Here is a 16,028-nt window from a genome sequence, read left to right as displayed (position 1 = left end):
GCGGAGAGGCGAATTCCGTGACGGGCGGCGGTACGTCCGGGTGGAGCGGGGAGTCCGCGGGGGACGAGGGATGTCCGGGCGGTGTGGCGGAGCCGCCCCGGGCGGCGTGAGCGCAGCCCGGAGCCCGGAGCCGGATCCTAGAGCCGGTCGATCTCCGTCAGGTCGATGTCGACGTCGAAGGGGACCGAGACCTTGAGCAGGTCGCGATGGATGCCGGTGAGCGCGTAGGAGCGGGTGACCGGGTCGAGCTCGTAGACGTAGATCGCAGGCTTTCCCGACTGGTTCTCGACCAGCCAGAAGTGCTCGATGCCCGCTTCGGCGTACAGCACGGGCTTGCGGTCGCGGTCGCGGCCCACGGACTCGGGGGAGACGACCTCCACCACCAGCACGACGTCCTCGGCCCGGTAGAAGGTCTGCTCCGGGCTGTGCTCGGCGGAGGCGTGGATGACGCTGATGTCGGGTTCGGGCCGCTGCCGCTCGCCCAGGATGACGCTCATCTCCCGGCGCGCTCGAAGCTCGGCGGGCGCGGCGCGGCGGAGGACGCTGACCAGTAGATCCACCGCGCGCGTGTGAAAAGAAGCCTGAGGACTCACGAAGACCAGGCTTCCATCGATTAACTCTGTGTGTGCAGGCAACTGCGGAATGCGATCGAGATCCTCCGCGACGAACCCCTCCGGCGGAGGAAAGACCCAGTCGGGCAGCGAGGACTCCGTCATCTCGGGGCTCCGTACGTCGACCGTCATGTTCTCACAGTAGCAACGGGATTCCGTTCGGTGAGGATACTTGCCGCTGCCCGCTGCCCGCTGCCCGCTGCCCGCTGCCCGCTGCCCGCTGCCCGCTGTCAGGCGCGGGCGGCCTCCTCGCGGCGGGCGCGCTCCCTGATCGCGTGCTCGTCGGTGCGGGCGTCGTAGGTGCGGAACCTCGGCAGCAGCGCGGCCATCGCGGCCACGGCGCCGACGCACAGCAGGCCGCCGGCGCCCAGAGAGAAGCGGGTGCCGCCGAGGCCGGCCATCAGGCCGGCCCTGGCGTTGCCGAGCATCGGGCCGCTGGTGTAGGAGAGGAGCTCGATGCCCGCCAGGCGGCCGCGGAACTCGTCGGGGATGGTCTGGTTCCAGATGGTCGCGCGGAAGACGCCGCTGATCATGTCGGCGGCCCCGGCCACGGCCAGGAAGGCGAAGATGCCCCAGACGTTGGGCATCAGCGCCGCCAGTGCCACCGCGACGCCCCACACGGCCGCCGCGATGATCACGCCGAGGCCGTGCCGGTGCACGTGCGCGGTCCAGCCGGAGGTGGCCGAGGCGATCAGCGAGCCGATGGCCGAGGCGGAGAAAAAGAGCCCGAGAGCCTCGGGAGCGCCCAGCTCGTCGGCCAGGAACGGATACAGCGCGGTGGAGAACGCGAAGATCATCGCGGCGATGTCGACCAGGTAGGTGCCCATCAGGTCGGGGCGGCCGACGGCGTAGCGGACCCCCTCGACCAGGGACCTGATCGAGGCGGCCTGGGTGCTCTCGGGCCGAGGCTGGGCCCGGACCATCCAGAGCAGGACCAGGGAGGCCAGGAAGGTCACGACGTTGATGCCGTACGCGACGGCGACGCCGTACCAGGCCGCGATCAGGCCGCTGAGGCCCGGGGCGACGATGGCGCCCAGATTCCACCGGAAGGAGCTGAGGGCGGCGGCCGCGGTCAGCTGGTCGTGCCTGACCACGCGCGGCATCAGCGACTCCAGGCTGGGCCGCTGCAGGCTGCCCAGCCCGGCCGAGAGCGCGCCGACCACGTACAGCACCCAGACCTGCGGTGTGGGCAGCATCGCGTTGACGGTCAGGATCGTGACCGTGACGCAGAGGCCCACCTCGGTGAGAAGGATGATCTTGCGCCGGTCGAGGGCGTCGGCGATCGCCCCGCCCCAGAGCCCGCACACCACCATCGGGACGAACTCGGCCACGCTGACCAGGCCGACCGCCAGGTAGGAGCCGGTGAGCTCCTTCATCTGCAGCGGCACCGCGACCAGCGTCAGGAAGGTGCCGAACATCGTGATGACGCCGGAGCCGAAGAGCAGCCGGAAGTCGCGCGAGTCGCGGAGGGGACTGAGATCCATCGCCATACGGCGGAGCAGGGTGGTGATCGATCGATCGGCGTTTTCCGGCACGAACAGCTAGTTTCAGTGATGATCTACGCGAAGGCAAATTGTTTTCCGGCAGGTCACCGCGGGGCCGGGCGCGGGAGGGCCGCTCCCCGGCACCGGGCGCCCGCGGGGCCGGGGGTGGGAGCCGCTCCCCGGCGCCGGGTGCCTGCGGGGCGACGGCGACGGGGTGGAGCGTCGTCCGGCGGGCGTCAGGGGCCCAGGACCTCCTGGCGCAGCCGGGTCTTGAGGATCTTGCCGCCGGGGTTGCGGGGAAGCTCCGTCTCGCGCACCCAGAACCTGATCGGTACCTTGAAGGCCGCGATCCGCTCGCGCAGGAAGGCCCGCAGCTCCTCGTCGCTCACCGGGGACGACAGCCGGAGCACCGCGCCGACCTCCTCGCCCAGCTCGTCGTGGGGAATCCCGATCACCGCGGCGTCCTCGACCGCCGGGTGCTCGAACAGGGCGGCCTCGACCTCGGCGCAGTAAACGTTCTCGCCGCCGCGGATGACCATGTCCTTGGCCCGGTCCACGATGAACACGAACCCTTCCTCGTCCACCCTGGCCAGGTCTCCGGTGTGCAGCCAGCCGCCGACGAAGGTCTCCGCGGTGGCCTCCGGCCGGTTCCAGTAGCCCAGGATGACGTTGGGGCCGCGCAGGCAGAGCTCGCCGACCGCGCCGACCGGCAGTTCGCCGCCGAGCGGGTCGGCGATCTTCACCTCGACCACGGCCATCGGCAGGCCGATGCTGTCGGGTTTGGCCAGGTAGTCGGCTCCTGCGTTGCTGATGACGAGCGCGGTGGTCTCGGTCATGCCGTACCCGTTGGAGGGGGCGCGGTCGGGCAGCTGCTCGGTGATGCGCTCCAGCAGTTTCGGCGGGGCGGGGGCGCCGCCGTACCCGAGGCCGCTGAGGCTGGAGATGTCGTACTTGCCCAGGTCGGGATGCGACAGGAGCTGCCAGACGTTGGTGGGCACGCCGGTGAGCCCGGTGATCCTCTCGCGCTCGATCAGCTCCAGCGCGCGGCCCGGGTCCCACTTGTACATCAGCACCAGGCCGCCCCCGGTGAACATGGTGGTGGTCATCACCGCGAAGCAGCCGGTGACGTGGAAGAGCGGCACGGTGAGCAGGGTGACGCGGCGCTGCCCGGCCGCCTCGCCCGGGTCCTTGCCCGCCTTGATCACGCTGCGGTACAGGCTGTAGGCGACGGTCATGGGCGACTGCCCGAGGTTGCGGTGGCTGCCGAGCGCCCCCTTGGGCCGGCCCGTGGTGCCGGAGGTGTAGAAGATCGTCGCCGGGTCCTCGGGGGAGAGCTCGACCGGCGGCAGCGTCACGTCCGCCTCCACCTCGCCCATCACGTCCTCGAAGGAGCGGGCGCCCTCGGGCGCCTCGCCGCGGGTCACGATCAGCGCCGGGCCCGGTCCGGTCAGCCCGGCCGCCCGCTCGCCGTCGGCGATCAGCACCTTGGCCCCCGAGTCCGACAGCCCGTACTCCAGCTCCTGCGGGGTCCACCACGCGTTGAGCGGCACGGCTATCGCCCCGGCGGCCAGCGCGGCCGAGAAGGCGATCACCCACTCGGGGTAGTTGCGCATGGCGATGGCCACCCGGTCGCCCTTGACCACGCCGTACTCGTCCACCAGGCGCCGCGCGAGCGTGGCGGCCCGCCGGAAGTGCTCCTCATAGGTGATGTGCTCGTCCTCGTACGTCAGGAAGACCTTGTCGCCGTGGAACCTGCTCGTCTCGAGGAGGGCCCGGAAGTCGCGGGGCGCGTGCTTCCAGGTTTTGACGGTCCCGCCGTGGCTGGGGACCTCTTCCGTCTCGAAAAGCTGCCCCGGGCCGGTGAGCTGGGCCTGGACCTGGTCGTGGGTGACAGTCATACGTTCGTACTCCCGGAGGCTGAGGGACCGGAAACGTCACGATACCGACCGGTAGGTACGTGCAACAGTACCGAAACATGGCCGATGAACTCGTGCCCGCATTCACAAGCCGCGAAGCGCGATTTTCGCGGTGTTTCCGACTGGGTAGGGCATTTCTAGGCGTTGGAACCCGTTGTCCTATCGGCTTGCATGGCAATCCTTCTCGATGCATAATCTTTCTAGTAAGTCCATGAGTAACAGTGCATGAACATGCAGACATCGGGGGGACGGATGAGAGCGGCGATCGCGGGTGCCAGCGGCTACGCCGGAGGTGAGCTCCTGCGCCTGCTGCTGTCCCACCCCGGCATCGAGATCGGCGCGCTGACCGCGGCCTCGAGCGCGGGCACCGCTCTCGGCGCCCACCAGCCACACCTGGCCCCGCTGGCCGACAGGATCCTGCTGGAGACCACTCCCGAGACCCTCGGCGGCCACGACCTCGTCTTCCTCGCCCTGCCGCACGGCCAGTCGGCCGCCGTCGCCGAGCAACTCGGCGACGGCACCCTCGTGGTCGACTGCGGCGCCGACTTCCGGCTCACCGACCCCGCCGCCTGGGAGCACTTCTACGGCGGCGTCCACGCGGGCACCTGGCCGTACGGGCTGCCCGAGCTGCCTGGACGGCGCGAGGAGCTGCGCGCCACCCGCAGGATCGCCGTGCCGGGGTGCTACCCGACGGCCGTCACCCTGGCCATGTTCCCGGCCTTCGCCGCCTCGCTCGTCGAGCCCGACGTGGTGGTGGTCGCGGCCAGCGGCACCAGCGGGGCGGGCAGGGCGCCCAAGCCGAACCTCCTGGGCAGCGAGGTGATGGGCTCCGCCAGCGCGTACGGCGTCGGCGGCGTCCACCGGCACACCCCGGAGATGGAGCAGAACCTCTCCCCGCTGGCGGGTGAGCCGGTCACCGTCTCCTTCACTCCCGTGCTGGCACCGATGAGCCGCGGCATCCTCGCCACCTGCACCGCCCGCGCCAGGCCCGGCCTCACCCCGGCGGTCCTGCGCGAGGCCTACGAGGCCGCCACCAAGGACGAGCCGTTCCTGCGGCTGCTCCCCGAGGGCCAGTGGCCCGCGACCTCGATGACCCTCGGCGCCAACACCGCCGCCCTCCAGGTCGTCCTGGACGAGCGCGCGGGCCGCGTCGTCGCCGTCGTCGCCATCGACAACCTCACCAAGGGCACGGCCGGAGGCGCGATCCAGAGTGCCAACCTCGCCCTCGGCCTGCCGGAAGAGCTTGGCCTTCCTCTCAACGGAGTCGCCCCATGAGCGTGACCGCCCCTCTCGGTTTCCGCGCGGCGGGTGTCGCCGCCGGGATCAAGTCCAGCGCCGACCGCGACCTGGCACTGATCGTCAACGACGGCCCCTCGCGCGCCGCCGCCGGGGTCTTCACCGCCAACCGGGTGAAGGCCGCGCCGGTCCTGTGGTCCGCCCAGGTGCTGGCCGGCGGCCGGGTCCACGCCGTCGTCCTCAACTCCGGCGGCGCCAACGCCTGCACCGGGCCGCTCGGCTTCCAGGACACCCACGCCACCGCGGAGAAGGTCGCCGGCGCCCTGGGAGACTCGGCGGGGGAGGTCGCGGTCTGCTCCACCGGCCTGATCGGCGAGCGGCTGCCGATGGACCCGCTGCTGGCCGGGGTCGACCTCGCGGTCTCCCAGCTCGCCAGGGACGGCGGCCTGGCCGCCGCCGACGCCATCCGCACCACCGACACCGTCTCGAAGATCTCCTTCAAGAAGGGCGCGGGCGGCTACATGGTCGGCGGCATGGCCAAGGGCGCGGGCATGCTGGCCCCCGGTCTCGCCACCATGCTGTCGGTGATCACCACCGACGCGGACCTGCCCGCCGAGCAACTCGACGCGGTGCTCCGCAAGGTGACGCGGGTCACCTTCGACCGGCTCGACGCCGACGGCTGCATGTCCACCAACGACACCGTGCTGCTCCTGGCCAGCGGCGCCTCGGGAACCGTCCCCGACCTCGCCGAGTTCGAGCAGGTCCTGCTGGCGGTCTGCGCGGACCTCGCCCGCCAGCTGCTGATGGACGCGGAGGGCGCCTCCAAGGCCATCGCCATCGAGGTCGTCGGCGCCGTCTCCGAGGACGACGCGGTCACCGTCGGCCGCGCCGTCTCCCGCTCCAACCTCTTCAAATGCGCCATCTACGGCGAGGACCCCAACTGGGGCCGGGTGCTGTCGGCCGTCGGCACCACCGACGCCGTCTTCGAGTCCGACCGGCTCAACGTGGCCATCAACGGCATCTGGATCTGCAGGGGCGGCGCCGCGGGCGACGACCGCTCCAAGGTCGACCTCACCCCGCGCGAGGTGACGATCACCATCGACCTGTCGGCGGGACCGCACTCGGCGACGATCCACACCACCGACCTCACCACGGCGTACGTCCACGAGAACTCGGCGTACTCCTCATGAGACGCGCCGAGGCCCTGACGAAGGCCGCCACGCTGATCGAGGCACTGCCCTGGCTCGCGAGCTTCCACGGCGCGACCGTCGTCATCAAGTACGGCGGCAACGCGATGACCGAGGAGCACCTGCGCGAGAAGTTCGCCGCCGACGTCGTCTTCCTGCGCTACGCCGGGCTCAGGCCGGTGATCGTGCACGGGGGAGGACCGCAGATCAACGCCCAGCTCGACCTGCTCGGCATCGAGTCCACCTTCACCGCCGGCCTCAGGGTCACCACTCCCGAGGCCATGCAGGTCGTCAGGATGGTCCTCGTCGGCCAGGTCAACCGCGACGTGGTCGGCCTGATCAACCGGCACGGGCCGTTCGCGATCGGCATGTCCGGCGAGGACGCCCACCTGTTCACCGCCGTGCGCAAGCACGCCGTCGTCGACGGCGTCGGCGTCGACATCGGCCAGGTCGGCGACATCGTCAAGGTCGAGGCCGGAGCCGTGCGGGCGCTGCTGGACGACGGGCGGATCCCGGTGATCTCCTCGGTCGCGCGCAGCGACGACGGCACCGTCTACAACGTCAACGCCGACACCGCGGCCGCCGCGCTCGCCGTGGCGCTCCAGGCGTCCAAGCTGATCGTCCTGACCGACGTCGAGGGCCTGTACCGCGACTGGCGTCCCGGCGCCGGCGAGAACGAGATCATCGAGCGACTGTCCGCCACCGAGCTGGAGAAGCTCCTGCCGGGCCTGTCCAGCGGCATGATCCCCAAGATGGAGGCATGCCTGACCGCCATCCAGGGCGGCGTGCCGCGGGCCCACGTGCTCGACGGCAGGGTGCCCCACTCGGTGCTGCTGGAGATCTTCACCGACGAGGGCATAGGAACCATGGTGCTGCCCGACGCCCCCGAGGCGGCGGCCGCGCCCGATCCGGTCAGGCGGCGGCCCGAGGCCCCCGCCCAGCTGAAGGGGAACGACCAGTGAGCCCGCAGGAACGACCCGCAGGAGAGGCGCTCGCCAGGCGCTTCGAGGCCGCCTTCATGCCCAACTACGGCGTGCCCCCGGTGGCGCTGGCCCGAGGCGAGGGCAGCAGGGTCTGGGACGTCGACGGCCGCGAGTATCTCGACCTGATCGGCGGCATCGCGGTCAGCTCGCTCGGCCACGCCCACCCCGCCCTGGTGGAGGCCGTCTCCCGGCAGGTCGCCACGCTCGCCCACACCAGCAACCTCTTCCTGCACGAGCCCGAGGTGCTGCTCGCCGAGCGCCTGCTCGGCCTGCTCGGGGCCCCGGCCAAGGTGTTCCTCGCCAACTCGGGAACCGAGGCCAACGAGGCCGCGCTGAAGCTCTCCCTCAAGTACGGCAAGTCGAACGGCCGCACTTACTTCGTGGCCGCGGAGAACGGCTTCCACGGCCGTACCCTCGGCGCGCTCGCCCTGACCGGCAAGCGCGCCATCCGCGACCAGTTCGGCCCGTTCCCGATCGATGTCCGCTTCGTCCCATACGGTGACGCCGACGCGCTCAAGAGCGCGGTCACCGCCGAGTGCGCCGCGGTCTTCCTCGAACCCACCCAGGGCGAGGCGGGGATCGTGCCCCCGCCCGCGGGCTACTTCACGGCCGCCAGGGAGATCTGCGACCTCACCGGCGCGCTGCTGGTCGCCGACGAGATCCAGTCGGCGATCGGCCGCACCGGGCACTGGTTCGCCCACCAGCACGACGGCATCCTGCCCGACGTGCTCACCCTGGCCAAGGGCCTCGGCGGCGGCATGCCGATCGGCGCCTGCGTCGGCTTCGGCGCGGCGGCCACCGTCTTCGCCCAGGGCGACCACGGGTCCACCTTCGGCGGAAACCCCGTCTCGGCCGCCGCCGCGCTCGCCGTGCTCGACACCATCGACGGGGACGGCCTGCTGGAGCACGTCCGCATCGTCGGCGCCGAACTCGCCGAGGGCATCGCCGCGATCGGCCACCCGCTGCTCGCCGGCGTCCGCGGCCGCGGCCTGTGGCGGGCCCTCGTGCTGACCGCCGACCGCTCCGCGCAGGTCCAGGCCGCCGCACAGCGCGCGGGCTTTCTGGTCAACGCCCTCCAGCCCGACGCGGTACGGCTCGCACCCCCCCTGGTGATCACCTCCGCCCAGGTGGCGGCCTTCGTGGCCACGCTTCCCGCGATCCTCGACGAGGCCGCAGATGCCCAGTAACCTCGCCGGACAGGCACACGTCAGGCACTTCCTGAAGGACGACGACCTCTCGCCCGCGGAGCAGGCCCAGGTCCTCGACCTGGCCGAGGCCGTGAAGAAGGACCGCTACGGCTACCGCCCCTTCGAGGGCCCGCAGACCGTCGCCGTCCTCTTCGACAAGCAGTCGACCCGCACCCGCATCTCCTTCGCGGTCGGCATCGGCGAGCTCGGCGGCCTCCCCCTGATCATCGACGCCGGATCCTCCCAGATGGGCCGGGGTGAGTCGATCGAGGACACCGCCCGGGTCCTGGAGCGCCAGGTGGGCGCCATCGTGTGGCGCACCTCGGGCCAGGAGAGGATCGAGGCCATGGCCTCGGCGTCCTCGGTGCCGGTGGTCAACGCCCTCACCGACGAGTACCACCCCTGCCAGATCCTCGCCGACCTGCAGACCGTCAGGGAGCACTTCGGCGGGACCGCGGGGCTCACCCTGGCCTACTTCGGCGACGGGGCCAACAACATGGCCCACTCCTACCTGCTCGGCGGGGCCGTCGCCGGCATGCACGTGCGGGTCGCCGCCCCCGCCGGATACCTGCCCGACCCGGAGATCCTCCGGCGGGCGGGCGAGATCGCCACGGAGACCGGCGGGTCGGTCGCCGTCCTCACCGACCCGGCCGAGGCCGCCGCGGGCGCGGACGTGATCGCCACCGACACCTGGGTCTCCATGGGCCAGGAGGGCAAGGAGCAGCGGATCGCCGACCTCATGCCGTACCAGGTCAACGCCGCGCTGGTGAGCCGGGCGGCTCCCGGCGCCGTCGTCCTGCACTGCCTGCCCGCCTACCGCGACCTGGAGATCTCCGCCGAGGTGCTCGACGGCCCGCGGAGCCTGGTGTGGGACCAGGCGGAGAACCGGCTGCACGCCCAGAAGGCCCTGCTGCACTGGCTGGTGTCGGTGGCGGGCCGGGACGCCTCCCCGGATGCCGGGCCGGAAAGCTCTCCGGGGGAGAGCCCCACGGGCGACGACACGCCCGGAGGCGAGGGATCCAGATGACGATCCCGATGACCAAGGTCGCCCGCCAGGCACGGATCGCCGATCTCCTGCAGCGGCAGCCGGTCAGGTCCCAGCCCGAGCTGGCCAAGCTCCTGCTGGAGAGCGGTGTCGAGGTCACCCAGGCCACCCTCTCGCGCGACCTGGACGAACTCGGCGCGCTCAAGCTGCGCGCCGAGGACGGCTCCCTGGTCTACGCCCTGCCGGGGGAGGGCGGCGGCCGGATAAGGCTCGCCAGGCTCGGTACCGGCGAGTCTCCGGCCGCCAGGCTCGGCAGGCTCGCGGAGGAGCTCCTCGTCTCCGCCGAGGCGTCCGCGAACCTGGTCATCGTCCGTACGCCGCCGGGCGCCGCGCAGTTCCTCGCCTCCGCCATCGACCACGCCGACTGGGAGTCCATCCTCGGCACGGTCGCGGGAGACGACACGATCCTCGTCATCAGCCGCGACCCGATGGGCGGGGCAGCGGTCGCCGAGGGACTGCTCCGGCACGCCGACCGACGTATTTAGCCTGCTCAGGCAGGCTATCCCCGGCAGCATCCGACATCTGCGACAAACAAGATCTTGGAGATATCCATCATGACCGATCGGGTCGTACTCGCATTCTCCGGAGGCCTGGACACCTCCGTAGCCATTCCCTTCCTCGCCGAGAAGACCGGTGCCGAGGTCGTCGCGGTCGCCGTCGACGTCGGCCAGGGCGGCGAGGACATGGAGGCCATCCGCAAGCGCGCCATCGACTGCGGCGCCGTGGAGTCCGTCGTCGTGGACGCCCGCGAGGAGTTCGCCACCGACTTCTGCGTGCCCGCCCTGCAGGCCAACGCCCTCTACATGGACCGCTACCCGCTGGTCTCCGCCCTGTCGCGGCCGTTGATCGTCAAGCACCTGGCCGCCGCGGCCAAGGAGTTCGGCGGCACCCACGTCTCGCACGGCTGCACCGGCAAGGGGAACGACCAGGTCCGCTTCGAGGCCGGCCTGGCCGCCCTGTACCCCGAGCTCAAGGTCATCGCCCCCGCCCGCGACTACGCGTGGACCCGGGACAAGGCGATCGCCTACGCCGAGGAGAAGAACCTGCCGATCGAGACCAGCACGAAGAACCCGTACTCCATCGACCAGAACATCTGGGGCAGGGCAGTCGAGACCGGCTTCCTTGAGGACATCTGGAACGGCCCGATCGAGGACGTCTACGCCTACACCGCCGACCCGGCGCAGCCGCGCGACGCGGACGAGGTCATCGTCAGCTTCGTCAAGGGCGTCCCCGTGGCGCTGGACGGGCGCCACCTCACCCCGTTCCAGGTCATCGAGGAGCTCAACCGCCGCGCGGGCGCCCAGGGCGTCGGCCGCCTCGACATGGTCGAGGACCGGCTCGTCGGCATCAAGTCCCGCGAGATCTACGAGGCGCCGGGCGCCATCGCCCTGATCACCGCCCACATGGAGCTGGAGAACGTCACCGTCGAGCGTGACCTCGCCCGCTTCAAGCGGTCGGTGGACCAGCGCTGGGGCGAGCTCGTCTACGACGGCCTCTGGTTCTCCCCGCTCAAGAAGGCCCTCGACACCTTCATCGCCGAGGCGCAGGAGCACGTCACCGGCGAGATCCGGATGACCCTGCACGGCGGCAGGGCCACCGTCACCGGGCGGCGCTCCGAGGCGTCGTTGTACGACTTCAACCTCGCCACGTACGACACCGGCGACACCTTCGACCAGTCCCTCGCCAAGGGCTTCGTCGAGCTGTGGAGCCTGCCCTCCAAGATTGCCTCCGCCCGGGACGCCCGGCTGGTCTGATTGGGCTAAGGTCGCGGATTGAATGGGGAGGGAGAACAACGGTGACTGATGGTGGCAAGCCCATGCGGCTGTGGGGCGGCCGGTTCGAAGGAGGTCCGGCCGACGCGCTGACCAGGCTCTCGGTGAGTGTGCACTTCGACTGGCGGCTGGTGCCGTACGACCTGCTGGCCTCGCGCGCGCACGCCCGGGTGCTGCACCGCGCGAACCTGCTGAGCGACGACGAGCTGGCGCGGATGATCGGCGCCCTGGAGGACCTGGAGCGCGCCTGCAAGGCGGGTGAATTCCGGCCGACCGTCGCCGACGAGGACGTCCACACCGCGCTGGAGCGCGGCCTGCTGGAACGTCTCGGCACGCTCGGCGGCAAGCTCCGGGCCGGTCGCAGCCGCAACGACCAGGTCGCCACCGACCTGCGGCTCTACCTCCGCGACCACGTGAGGCACATCGTGTCCCGGCTGGTGGAGCTGGAGACCGCGCTGATGAGCCAGGCCGAGGAGCACGCCGAGACGGCGGCCCCCGGCATGACCCACCTGCAGCACGCCCAGCCGGTGTCCTTCGGCCACCAGCTGCTGGCGCACGTGCACGCCTTCGCCCGCGACATCGACCGCCTGCGCGACTGGGACCGGCGCGCGGCCGTCTCCCCGCTGGGCGCGGGGGCGCTGGCCGGATCCTCCCTGCCGCTCGACCCGCAGGCCGTGGCCAGGGAGCTCGGCTTCGACTCCGCCGCGCCCAACTCGATGGACGCCGTCGCCGACCGCGACTTCGCCGCCGAGTTCCTGTTCGACGCGGCGATGATCGGCGTGCACCTGTCGCGGCTGGGCGAGGAGATCGTCCTGTGGGCCTCGCAGGAGTTCCGCTGGATCGAGATGGACGACGCCTACTCCACCGGCTCGTCGATCATGCCGCAGAAGAAGAACCCCGACGTGGCCGAGCTCGCCCGGGGCAAGAGCGGCCGTCTCATCGGCAACCTCATGGCGCTGCTGACGACGCTCAAGGGCCTGCCGCTGACCTACAACCGCGACCTGCAGGAGGACAAGGAGCCGGTGTTCGACTCCGTCGACAGCCTGCTGCTCGTCCTTCCCGCGATGGCCGGGCTCGTCGCGACCATGCGCGTCAACACCGCCAAGCTGGAGGCCTCGGCCCCCGACGGGTTCGCGCTGGCCACCGACCTGGCCGAGCTGCTGGTCCGCAGGGGCGTCGCCTTCCGCGAGGCCCACGAGGCGGTCGGGCACCTGGTCGTCTGGTGCCAGGTCAACGACAAGGACTTCGGCGAGCTCACCGACGAGGAGCTGGCCAAGGTCTCGCCGCACTTCACGCCCGACTCCCGCGAGGTCCTCTCGGTGCCCGGCGCCCTGGCCGCCCGCAAGGCACACGGCGGTACGGCACCCGACCGGGTCCGTGACCAGCTCATCGCGCTGCGGGAGATCGTCGACGCCCAGGCCGCCTGGGCGAGCGGAAGCTGATGCCCGAAGACGGCCGTCCCGAGATCGTGGGGGTGCGCGGTCCCGGTCCGGCCGGGCCCGTGTTCACCAGGCGTTCGAATGGTGCCCGTCCGGCCTGCCGGGGCCGCGGTGACGTCCGCCCGGCCGCCGGGGGTCCGTCCGAGGCTCGTCCGGTCGCCGGAGGGGTGGGCGATGCCCGCCTGGTCGTCGGGAGGCCGGGTGGCGCTCGATCGGCCGGCGGGGGCCCGTCTGAGGGTCGCCCGGTCGGTGAGGCTCGTCTGATCGCCGGAGGGGTGGGCGGTGCCCGATCGGCCGGCGGCGGATCGGGTGACAGCCGCTTGGTCGCCGGAGCCTCGGGCCATGGTCGCTGACGAGCACGGCGGGCGATTGCCCGCCGCGTCCGCGCCGCTGAGACGCGACTTCTTCGACAGGCCCACCCACGAGGTCGCTCCCGACCTGCTGGGGCGGGTGCTCCTGCACGGGCCGGTCGCGTTGCGTCTCACCGAGGTCGAGGCGTACGGAGTGCCGGGTGAGGATCCCGCGTCGCACACCTACCGGGGCCGGACGCCGCGCAACGCGGTGATGTTCGGCCCGCCGGGCCACCTGTACGTCTACTTCACGTACGGCATGCATTTCTGCGCCAACTTCACGTGCCTTCCCGAGGGGGTCGGCTCCGGTGTGCTGCTGCGGGCCGGAGAGGTGATCTCCGGGGTCGAGACCGCCCTGGCCCGCCGGAGCGTGGGAAGCGCCCGTCCCGTCAGGGAGGTCGACCTCGCGAAGGGGCCGGCACGGCTGGCGGTGGCGCTCGGGTTCAACCGCGAGCACAACGGGCTCGACGCCTGCGCCCCGGGATCACTCTCCGTGGTCGAGGGGGAGCCCGCCAAGGCGTCGTCCATCCTGTCGGGGCCGCGCACCGGCGTCTCGTCGGGCAGGGAGACGCCGTGGCGCTTCTGGATCGACGGTGAGCCCACGGTCTCTCCCCACCGCCCGCACGTTCCGCGCCGCCGGTAGGCCGCGCGTGCTCGGTCCTCGCTCCTTCCCCGCCCGTTCGCGGGTTCTCGCGGCTCCTCTCGCCGGTCGTCTCGTGCGCGAGGGGTTTTGAGTGGCGCGACGGTGCCGTGATCGGGCAGGGTGTACAGGAGCGCTAAACGTCACTTCGAGCATTGGAAAGCAAGGATCGTGACCGACATTCTGGATGACCTCGCCTGGCGCGGCCTGATCGCGCAGTCCACCGACATCGACGCCCTGCGCGCGGCGATGGCCGAGGGTCCGATCACGGTCTATTGCGGCTTCGACCCGACCGCCCCCTCCCTGCACGTCGGCAACCTGGTCCCGCTGCTGACCCTCACCCGCCTCCAGCGGGCGGGCCATCGGGCCGTCGGCCTGGTGGGCGGCGCGACGGGCCTGATCGGCGACCCCAGCGGCCGGAGCACCGAGCGCTCGCTCAACTCCTCCGAGGTCGTGGCCGAATGGGTCGCGCGGATCCGCGTCCAGCTGGAGAAGTTCCTCGACTTCTCGGACGAGACGGCCGGGATCCTCGTCAGCAACCTCGACTGGACGGAAGGCATGTCCGCGATCGACTTCCTGCGCGACGTCGGCAAGCACTTCCCGGTCAACCGCATGCTCGCCCGCGAGTCGGTCTCGGCCCGGCTGGGCGGAGACGGGCTCAGCTACACCGAGTTCAGCTACCAGATCCTGCAGGCCAACGACTACCTGGAGCTGAACAGGCGCTACGGCTGCACGCTCCAGATCGGTGGCAGCGACCAGTGGGGCAACATCACCGCCGGGACCGACCTCATCCGCCGGGTGACGGGCGGCCACGTGCACGCCCTCACCGTGCCGCTGATCACCAAGGCCGACGGGACCAAGTTCGGCAAGACGGCCGGCGGCGCGGTCTGGCTCAACCCGGAGATGACCTCCCCGTACGCGTTCTACCAGTTCTGGCTGAACGCGGACGACCGTGACGTGGTGAAGTTCCTCAAGATCTACAGCTTCAGGTCCCGCGAGGAGATCGAGGGGCTGGAGAAGGCCGCCGCCGACCGTCCCGCCGGGCGCGAGGCGCAGCGGGCGCTCGCCGAGGAGTTCACCACGCTGCTGCACGGCGCCGACGAGTGCGCCGCGGTGATCGCCGCCTCGGCGGCCCTGTTCGGGCAGGGCTCCCTGGAGGAGCTGCCCGCGCGCACGCTGGGGGAGGCCCTCGCAGAGGTGCCGCGCGCGGAGGTGCCCGCCCTGGGGGCGTCCTTCGTCGACCTGCTCGCCGAGAGTGGCCTGGTCAAGTCGAAGTCGGAGGCGCGCCGCGCGGTGAAGGAGGGTGGCGCCTACCTCAACAACGTCAAGGTCACCGACGAGGCGTACGTGCCGTCCGCCGACGACCTGCTCCACGGACGCTTCCTGGTGCTGCGCCGTGGCAAGCGTTCCGTCGGCGGTGTCGAGATCGTCGCGGCCTGATCTTTTTGGGTCCGGGTTCCTCGGGTCTCCTGGATCCCAGGTGTCCCTCGGGCTCGCCGTGCCGTTTCGGTCTGTCGCGTCGTCCCGGCCTTTGAACAGGTCAACGCGATGGTCCCGGACGATTGACGCCCCGGCTCCGGCCGGGGCGTCAACCGTCTCACCGCGTAACATTCCGGTAGCGAACGCCCCTCGTTTCCTTAATAAACCGCTCTGACCTGCGGTTTTGCCAAGCGCGACTGATTTGACGATGTTCCGAGAGGCGCATAATGTTTCCAATGCCCCGGAGCGAGCCGGACGCCGACAGGCGGACGGGCCCAGGGCCACTCCACCTGAACGAACCTGAGCGTTCGGACCCCGCATAGGTCGCCGGAAAACCGGTTGATTCGCTGTGGCCCGGATGACACGGTAGGTTCATGGGGTTGCCTCGGAAGCGGGGCGATGGAAACCCTGGCAAGTTTACAGGTTTTGTGACAAATAGCCGATAGCAAGCAATTTGACACAATCTTGACAGGCTTGTAAGGTTGAAATACGAAATGGAACGCCCCGGAGTTCGGGTCGGCCGATCTGGCCGGTCAGGGTGATGGTGTACGCGTCCGTTTCTTGAGAACTCAACAGTGTGTTAAAAGCCAGTGCATGATGCACAACCCCGTTCAACCTGCCCTTTGGGGTGGGGGACGGATTCCTTTGGTTGAACATCCACTGCGTTCCTTTTTCCGCCTTGTGTGGTGGTGGGGGATG

14 protein-coding genes are annotated in these 16,028 nt (G+C 70.8%); 10 read left to right on the top strand and 4 right to left on the bottom strand.

The annotated features are described in order from the left end of the window. Nucleotides 1-137: 137 nt before the first annotated feature. The 3 genes from ACSDR0_RS23585 to ACSDR0_RS23575 all read right to left on the bottom strand — a co-directional run bounded on the left by ACSDR0_RS23585 (nt 138) and on the right by ACSDR0_RS23575 (nt 3,993). The gene (locus ACSDR0_RS23585; protein WP_435291121.1) at nt 138-716 is read right to left on the bottom strand and encodes a Uma2 family endonuclease; all 579 of its coding nucleotides are present in this window, start codon (nt 714-716) and stop codon (nt 138-140) included. A gap of 125 nt (nt 717-841) precedes the next feature. Continuing rightward, a complete protein-coding gene (locus tag ACSDR0_RS23580; RefSeq protein ID WP_435291042.1) occupies nt 842-2,146 on the bottom strand; it encodes an MFS transporter in 1,305 nt (434 codons plus the stop codon). A 185-nt stretch (nt 2,147-2,331) separates the two neighbouring features. After that, entirely contained in the window at nt 2,332-3,993 is a 1,662-nt protein-coding gene (locus tag ACSDR0_RS23575; RefSeq protein WP_435291041.1) for a class I adenylate-forming enzyme family protein, read from the bottom strand. Between the two features lie 270 nt (nt 3,994-4,263). Between ACSDR0_RS23575 and argC the strand changes: the two genes are divergently transcribed. From argC to tyrS, 10 genes are all read left to right on the top strand, one after another. Beyond that, entirely contained in the window at nt 4,264-5,286 is a 1,023-nt protein-coding gene (argC, locus tag ACSDR0_RS23570) for an N-acetyl-gamma-glutamyl-phosphate reductase (RefSeq protein ID WP_435291120.1), read from the top strand. After that, nucleotides 5,283-6,437 carry a bifunctional glutamate N-acetyltransferase/amino-acid acetyltransferase ArgJ gene (gene argJ / locus ACSDR0_RS23565; RefSeq protein WP_435291040.1) on the top strand — a complete coding sequence of 385 codons (1,155 nt, stop codon included), beginning with the start codon at nt 5,283-5,285 and terminating at the stop codon, nt 6,435-6,437. The genes argC and argJ overlap by 4 nt, the downstream gene beginning before the upstream one ends. Beyond that, nucleotides 6,434-7,396, top strand: coding sequence for an acetylglutamate kinase (argB, locus tag ACSDR0_RS23560; protein WP_435291039.1), 963 nt, complete (start codon nt 6,434-6,436; stop codon nt 7,394-7,396). The genes argJ and argB overlap by 4 nt, the downstream gene beginning before the upstream one ends. Nucleotides 7,397-7,452: 56 nt before the next feature. Next, a complete protein-coding gene (locus tag ACSDR0_RS23555) occupies nt 7,453-8,604 on the top strand; it encodes an acetylornithine transaminase (protein WP_435291119.1) in 1,152 nt (383 codons plus the stop codon). After that, nucleotides 8,594-9,631: an ornithine carbamoyltransferase gene (argF, locus tag ACSDR0_RS23550; protein WP_435291038.1), complete on the top strand. Its 1,038-nt coding sequence runs from the start codon at nt 8,594-8,596 to the stop codon at nt 9,629-9,631. Before ACSDR0_RS23555 ends, argF begins: the two co-directional genes overlap by 11 nt. After that, nucleotides 9,628-10,134 (top strand): arginine repressor, encoded by a 507-nt coding sequence (locus ACSDR0_RS23545; RefSeq protein WP_435291037.1) that lies wholly within the window; start codon nt 9,628-9,630, stop codon nt 10,132-10,134. The genes argF and ACSDR0_RS23545 overlap by 4 nt, the downstream gene beginning before the upstream one ends. A gap of 69 nt (nt 10,135-10,203) precedes the next feature. Beyond that, nucleotides 10,204-11,403, top strand: a complete 1,200-nt coding sequence (locus ACSDR0_RS23540; protein WP_435291036.1) for an argininosuccinate synthase — start codon at nt 10,204-10,206, stop codon at nt 11,401-11,403. Nucleotides 11,404-11,465: 62 nt separating this feature from the next. Beyond that, nucleotides 11,466-12,863: an argininosuccinate lyase gene (gene argH, locus ACSDR0_RS23535; RefSeq protein WP_435291118.1), complete on the top strand. Its 1,398-nt coding sequence runs from the start codon at nt 11,466-11,468 to the stop codon at nt 12,861-12,863. Between the two features lie 339 nt (nt 12,864-13,202). Further along, nucleotides 13,203-13,853 (top strand): DNA-3-methyladenine glycosylase, encoded by a 651-nt coding sequence (locus tag ACSDR0_RS23530; protein WP_435291035.1) that lies wholly within the window; start codon nt 13,203-13,205, stop codon nt 13,851-13,853. 168 nt (nt 13,854-14,021) lie between these two features. After that, nucleotides 14,022-15,290, top strand: a complete 1,269-nt coding sequence (tyrS, locus tag ACSDR0_RS23525) for a tyrosine--tRNA ligase (protein WP_435291034.1) — start codon at nt 14,022-14,024, stop codon at nt 15,288-15,290. A 456-nt stretch (nt 15,291-15,746) separates the two neighbouring features. On the opposite strand, the gene ACSDR0_RS23520 is transcribed toward tyrS, so the two are convergent. Further along, nucleotides 15,747-16,028 (bottom strand): hypothetical protein (locus ACSDR0_RS23520; RefSeq protein WP_435291033.1); only part of this gene is annotated, 282 nt, incomplete at its 5' end.

Origin of the sequence: Streptosporangium sp. G11 (genome assembly GCF_051192615.1) — a bacterium.
Taxonomy (GTDB): domain Bacteria; phylum Actinomycetota; class Actinomycetes; order Streptosporangiales; family Streptosporangiaceae; genus Streptosporangium.
The sequence above is the reverse complement of the archived record's forward strand: the minus strand, read 5'-3'. Positions and strand labels throughout refer to the sequence as shown.

Bases quoted from the DNA above. Each gene is read 5' to 3' on its own strand.
- ACSDR0_RS23585 (WP_435291121.1), bottom strand. From the start codon at position 716: ATGACGGAGTCCTCGCTGCCCGACTGGGTCTTTCCTCCGCCGGAGGGG.
- ACSDR0_RS23575 (WP_435291041.1), bottom strand. From the start codon at position 3,993: ATGACTGTCACCCACGACCAGGTCCAGGCCCAGCTCACCGGCCCGGGG.
- argC (WP_435291120.1), top strand. From the start codon at position 4,264: ATGAGAGCGGCGATCGCGGGTGCCAGCGGCTACGCCGGAGGTGAGCTC.
- argJ (WP_435291040.1), top strand. From the start codon at position 5,283: ATGAGCGTGACCGCCCCTCTCGGTTTCCGCGCGGCGGGTGTCGCCGCC.
- argB (WP_435291039.1), top strand. From the start codon at position 6,434: ATGAGACGCGCCGAGGCCCTGACGAAGGCCGCCACGCTGATCGAGGCA.
- ACSDR0_RS23555 (WP_435291119.1), top strand. From the start codon at position 7,453: ATGCCCAACTACGGCGTGCCCCCGGTGGCGCTGGCCCGAGGCGAGGGC.
- argF (WP_435291038.1), top strand. From the start codon at position 8,594: ATGCCCAGTAACCTCGCCGGACAGGCACACGTCAGGCACTTCCTGAAG.
- ACSDR0_RS23545 (WP_435291037.1), top strand. From the start codon at position 9,628: ATGACGATCCCGATGACCAAGGTCGCCCGCCAGGCACGGATCGCCGAT.
- ACSDR0_RS23540 (WP_435291036.1), top strand. From the start codon at position 10,204: ATGACCGATCGGGTCGTACTCGCATTCTCCGGAGGCCTGGACACCTCC.
- argH (WP_435291118.1), top strand. From the start codon at position 11,466: ATGCGGCTGTGGGGCGGCCGGTTCGAAGGAGGTCCGGCCGACGCGCTG.
- ACSDR0_RS23530 (WP_435291035.1), top strand. From the start codon at position 13,203: ATGGTCGCTGACGAGCACGGCGGGCGATTGCCCGCCGCGTCCGCGCCG.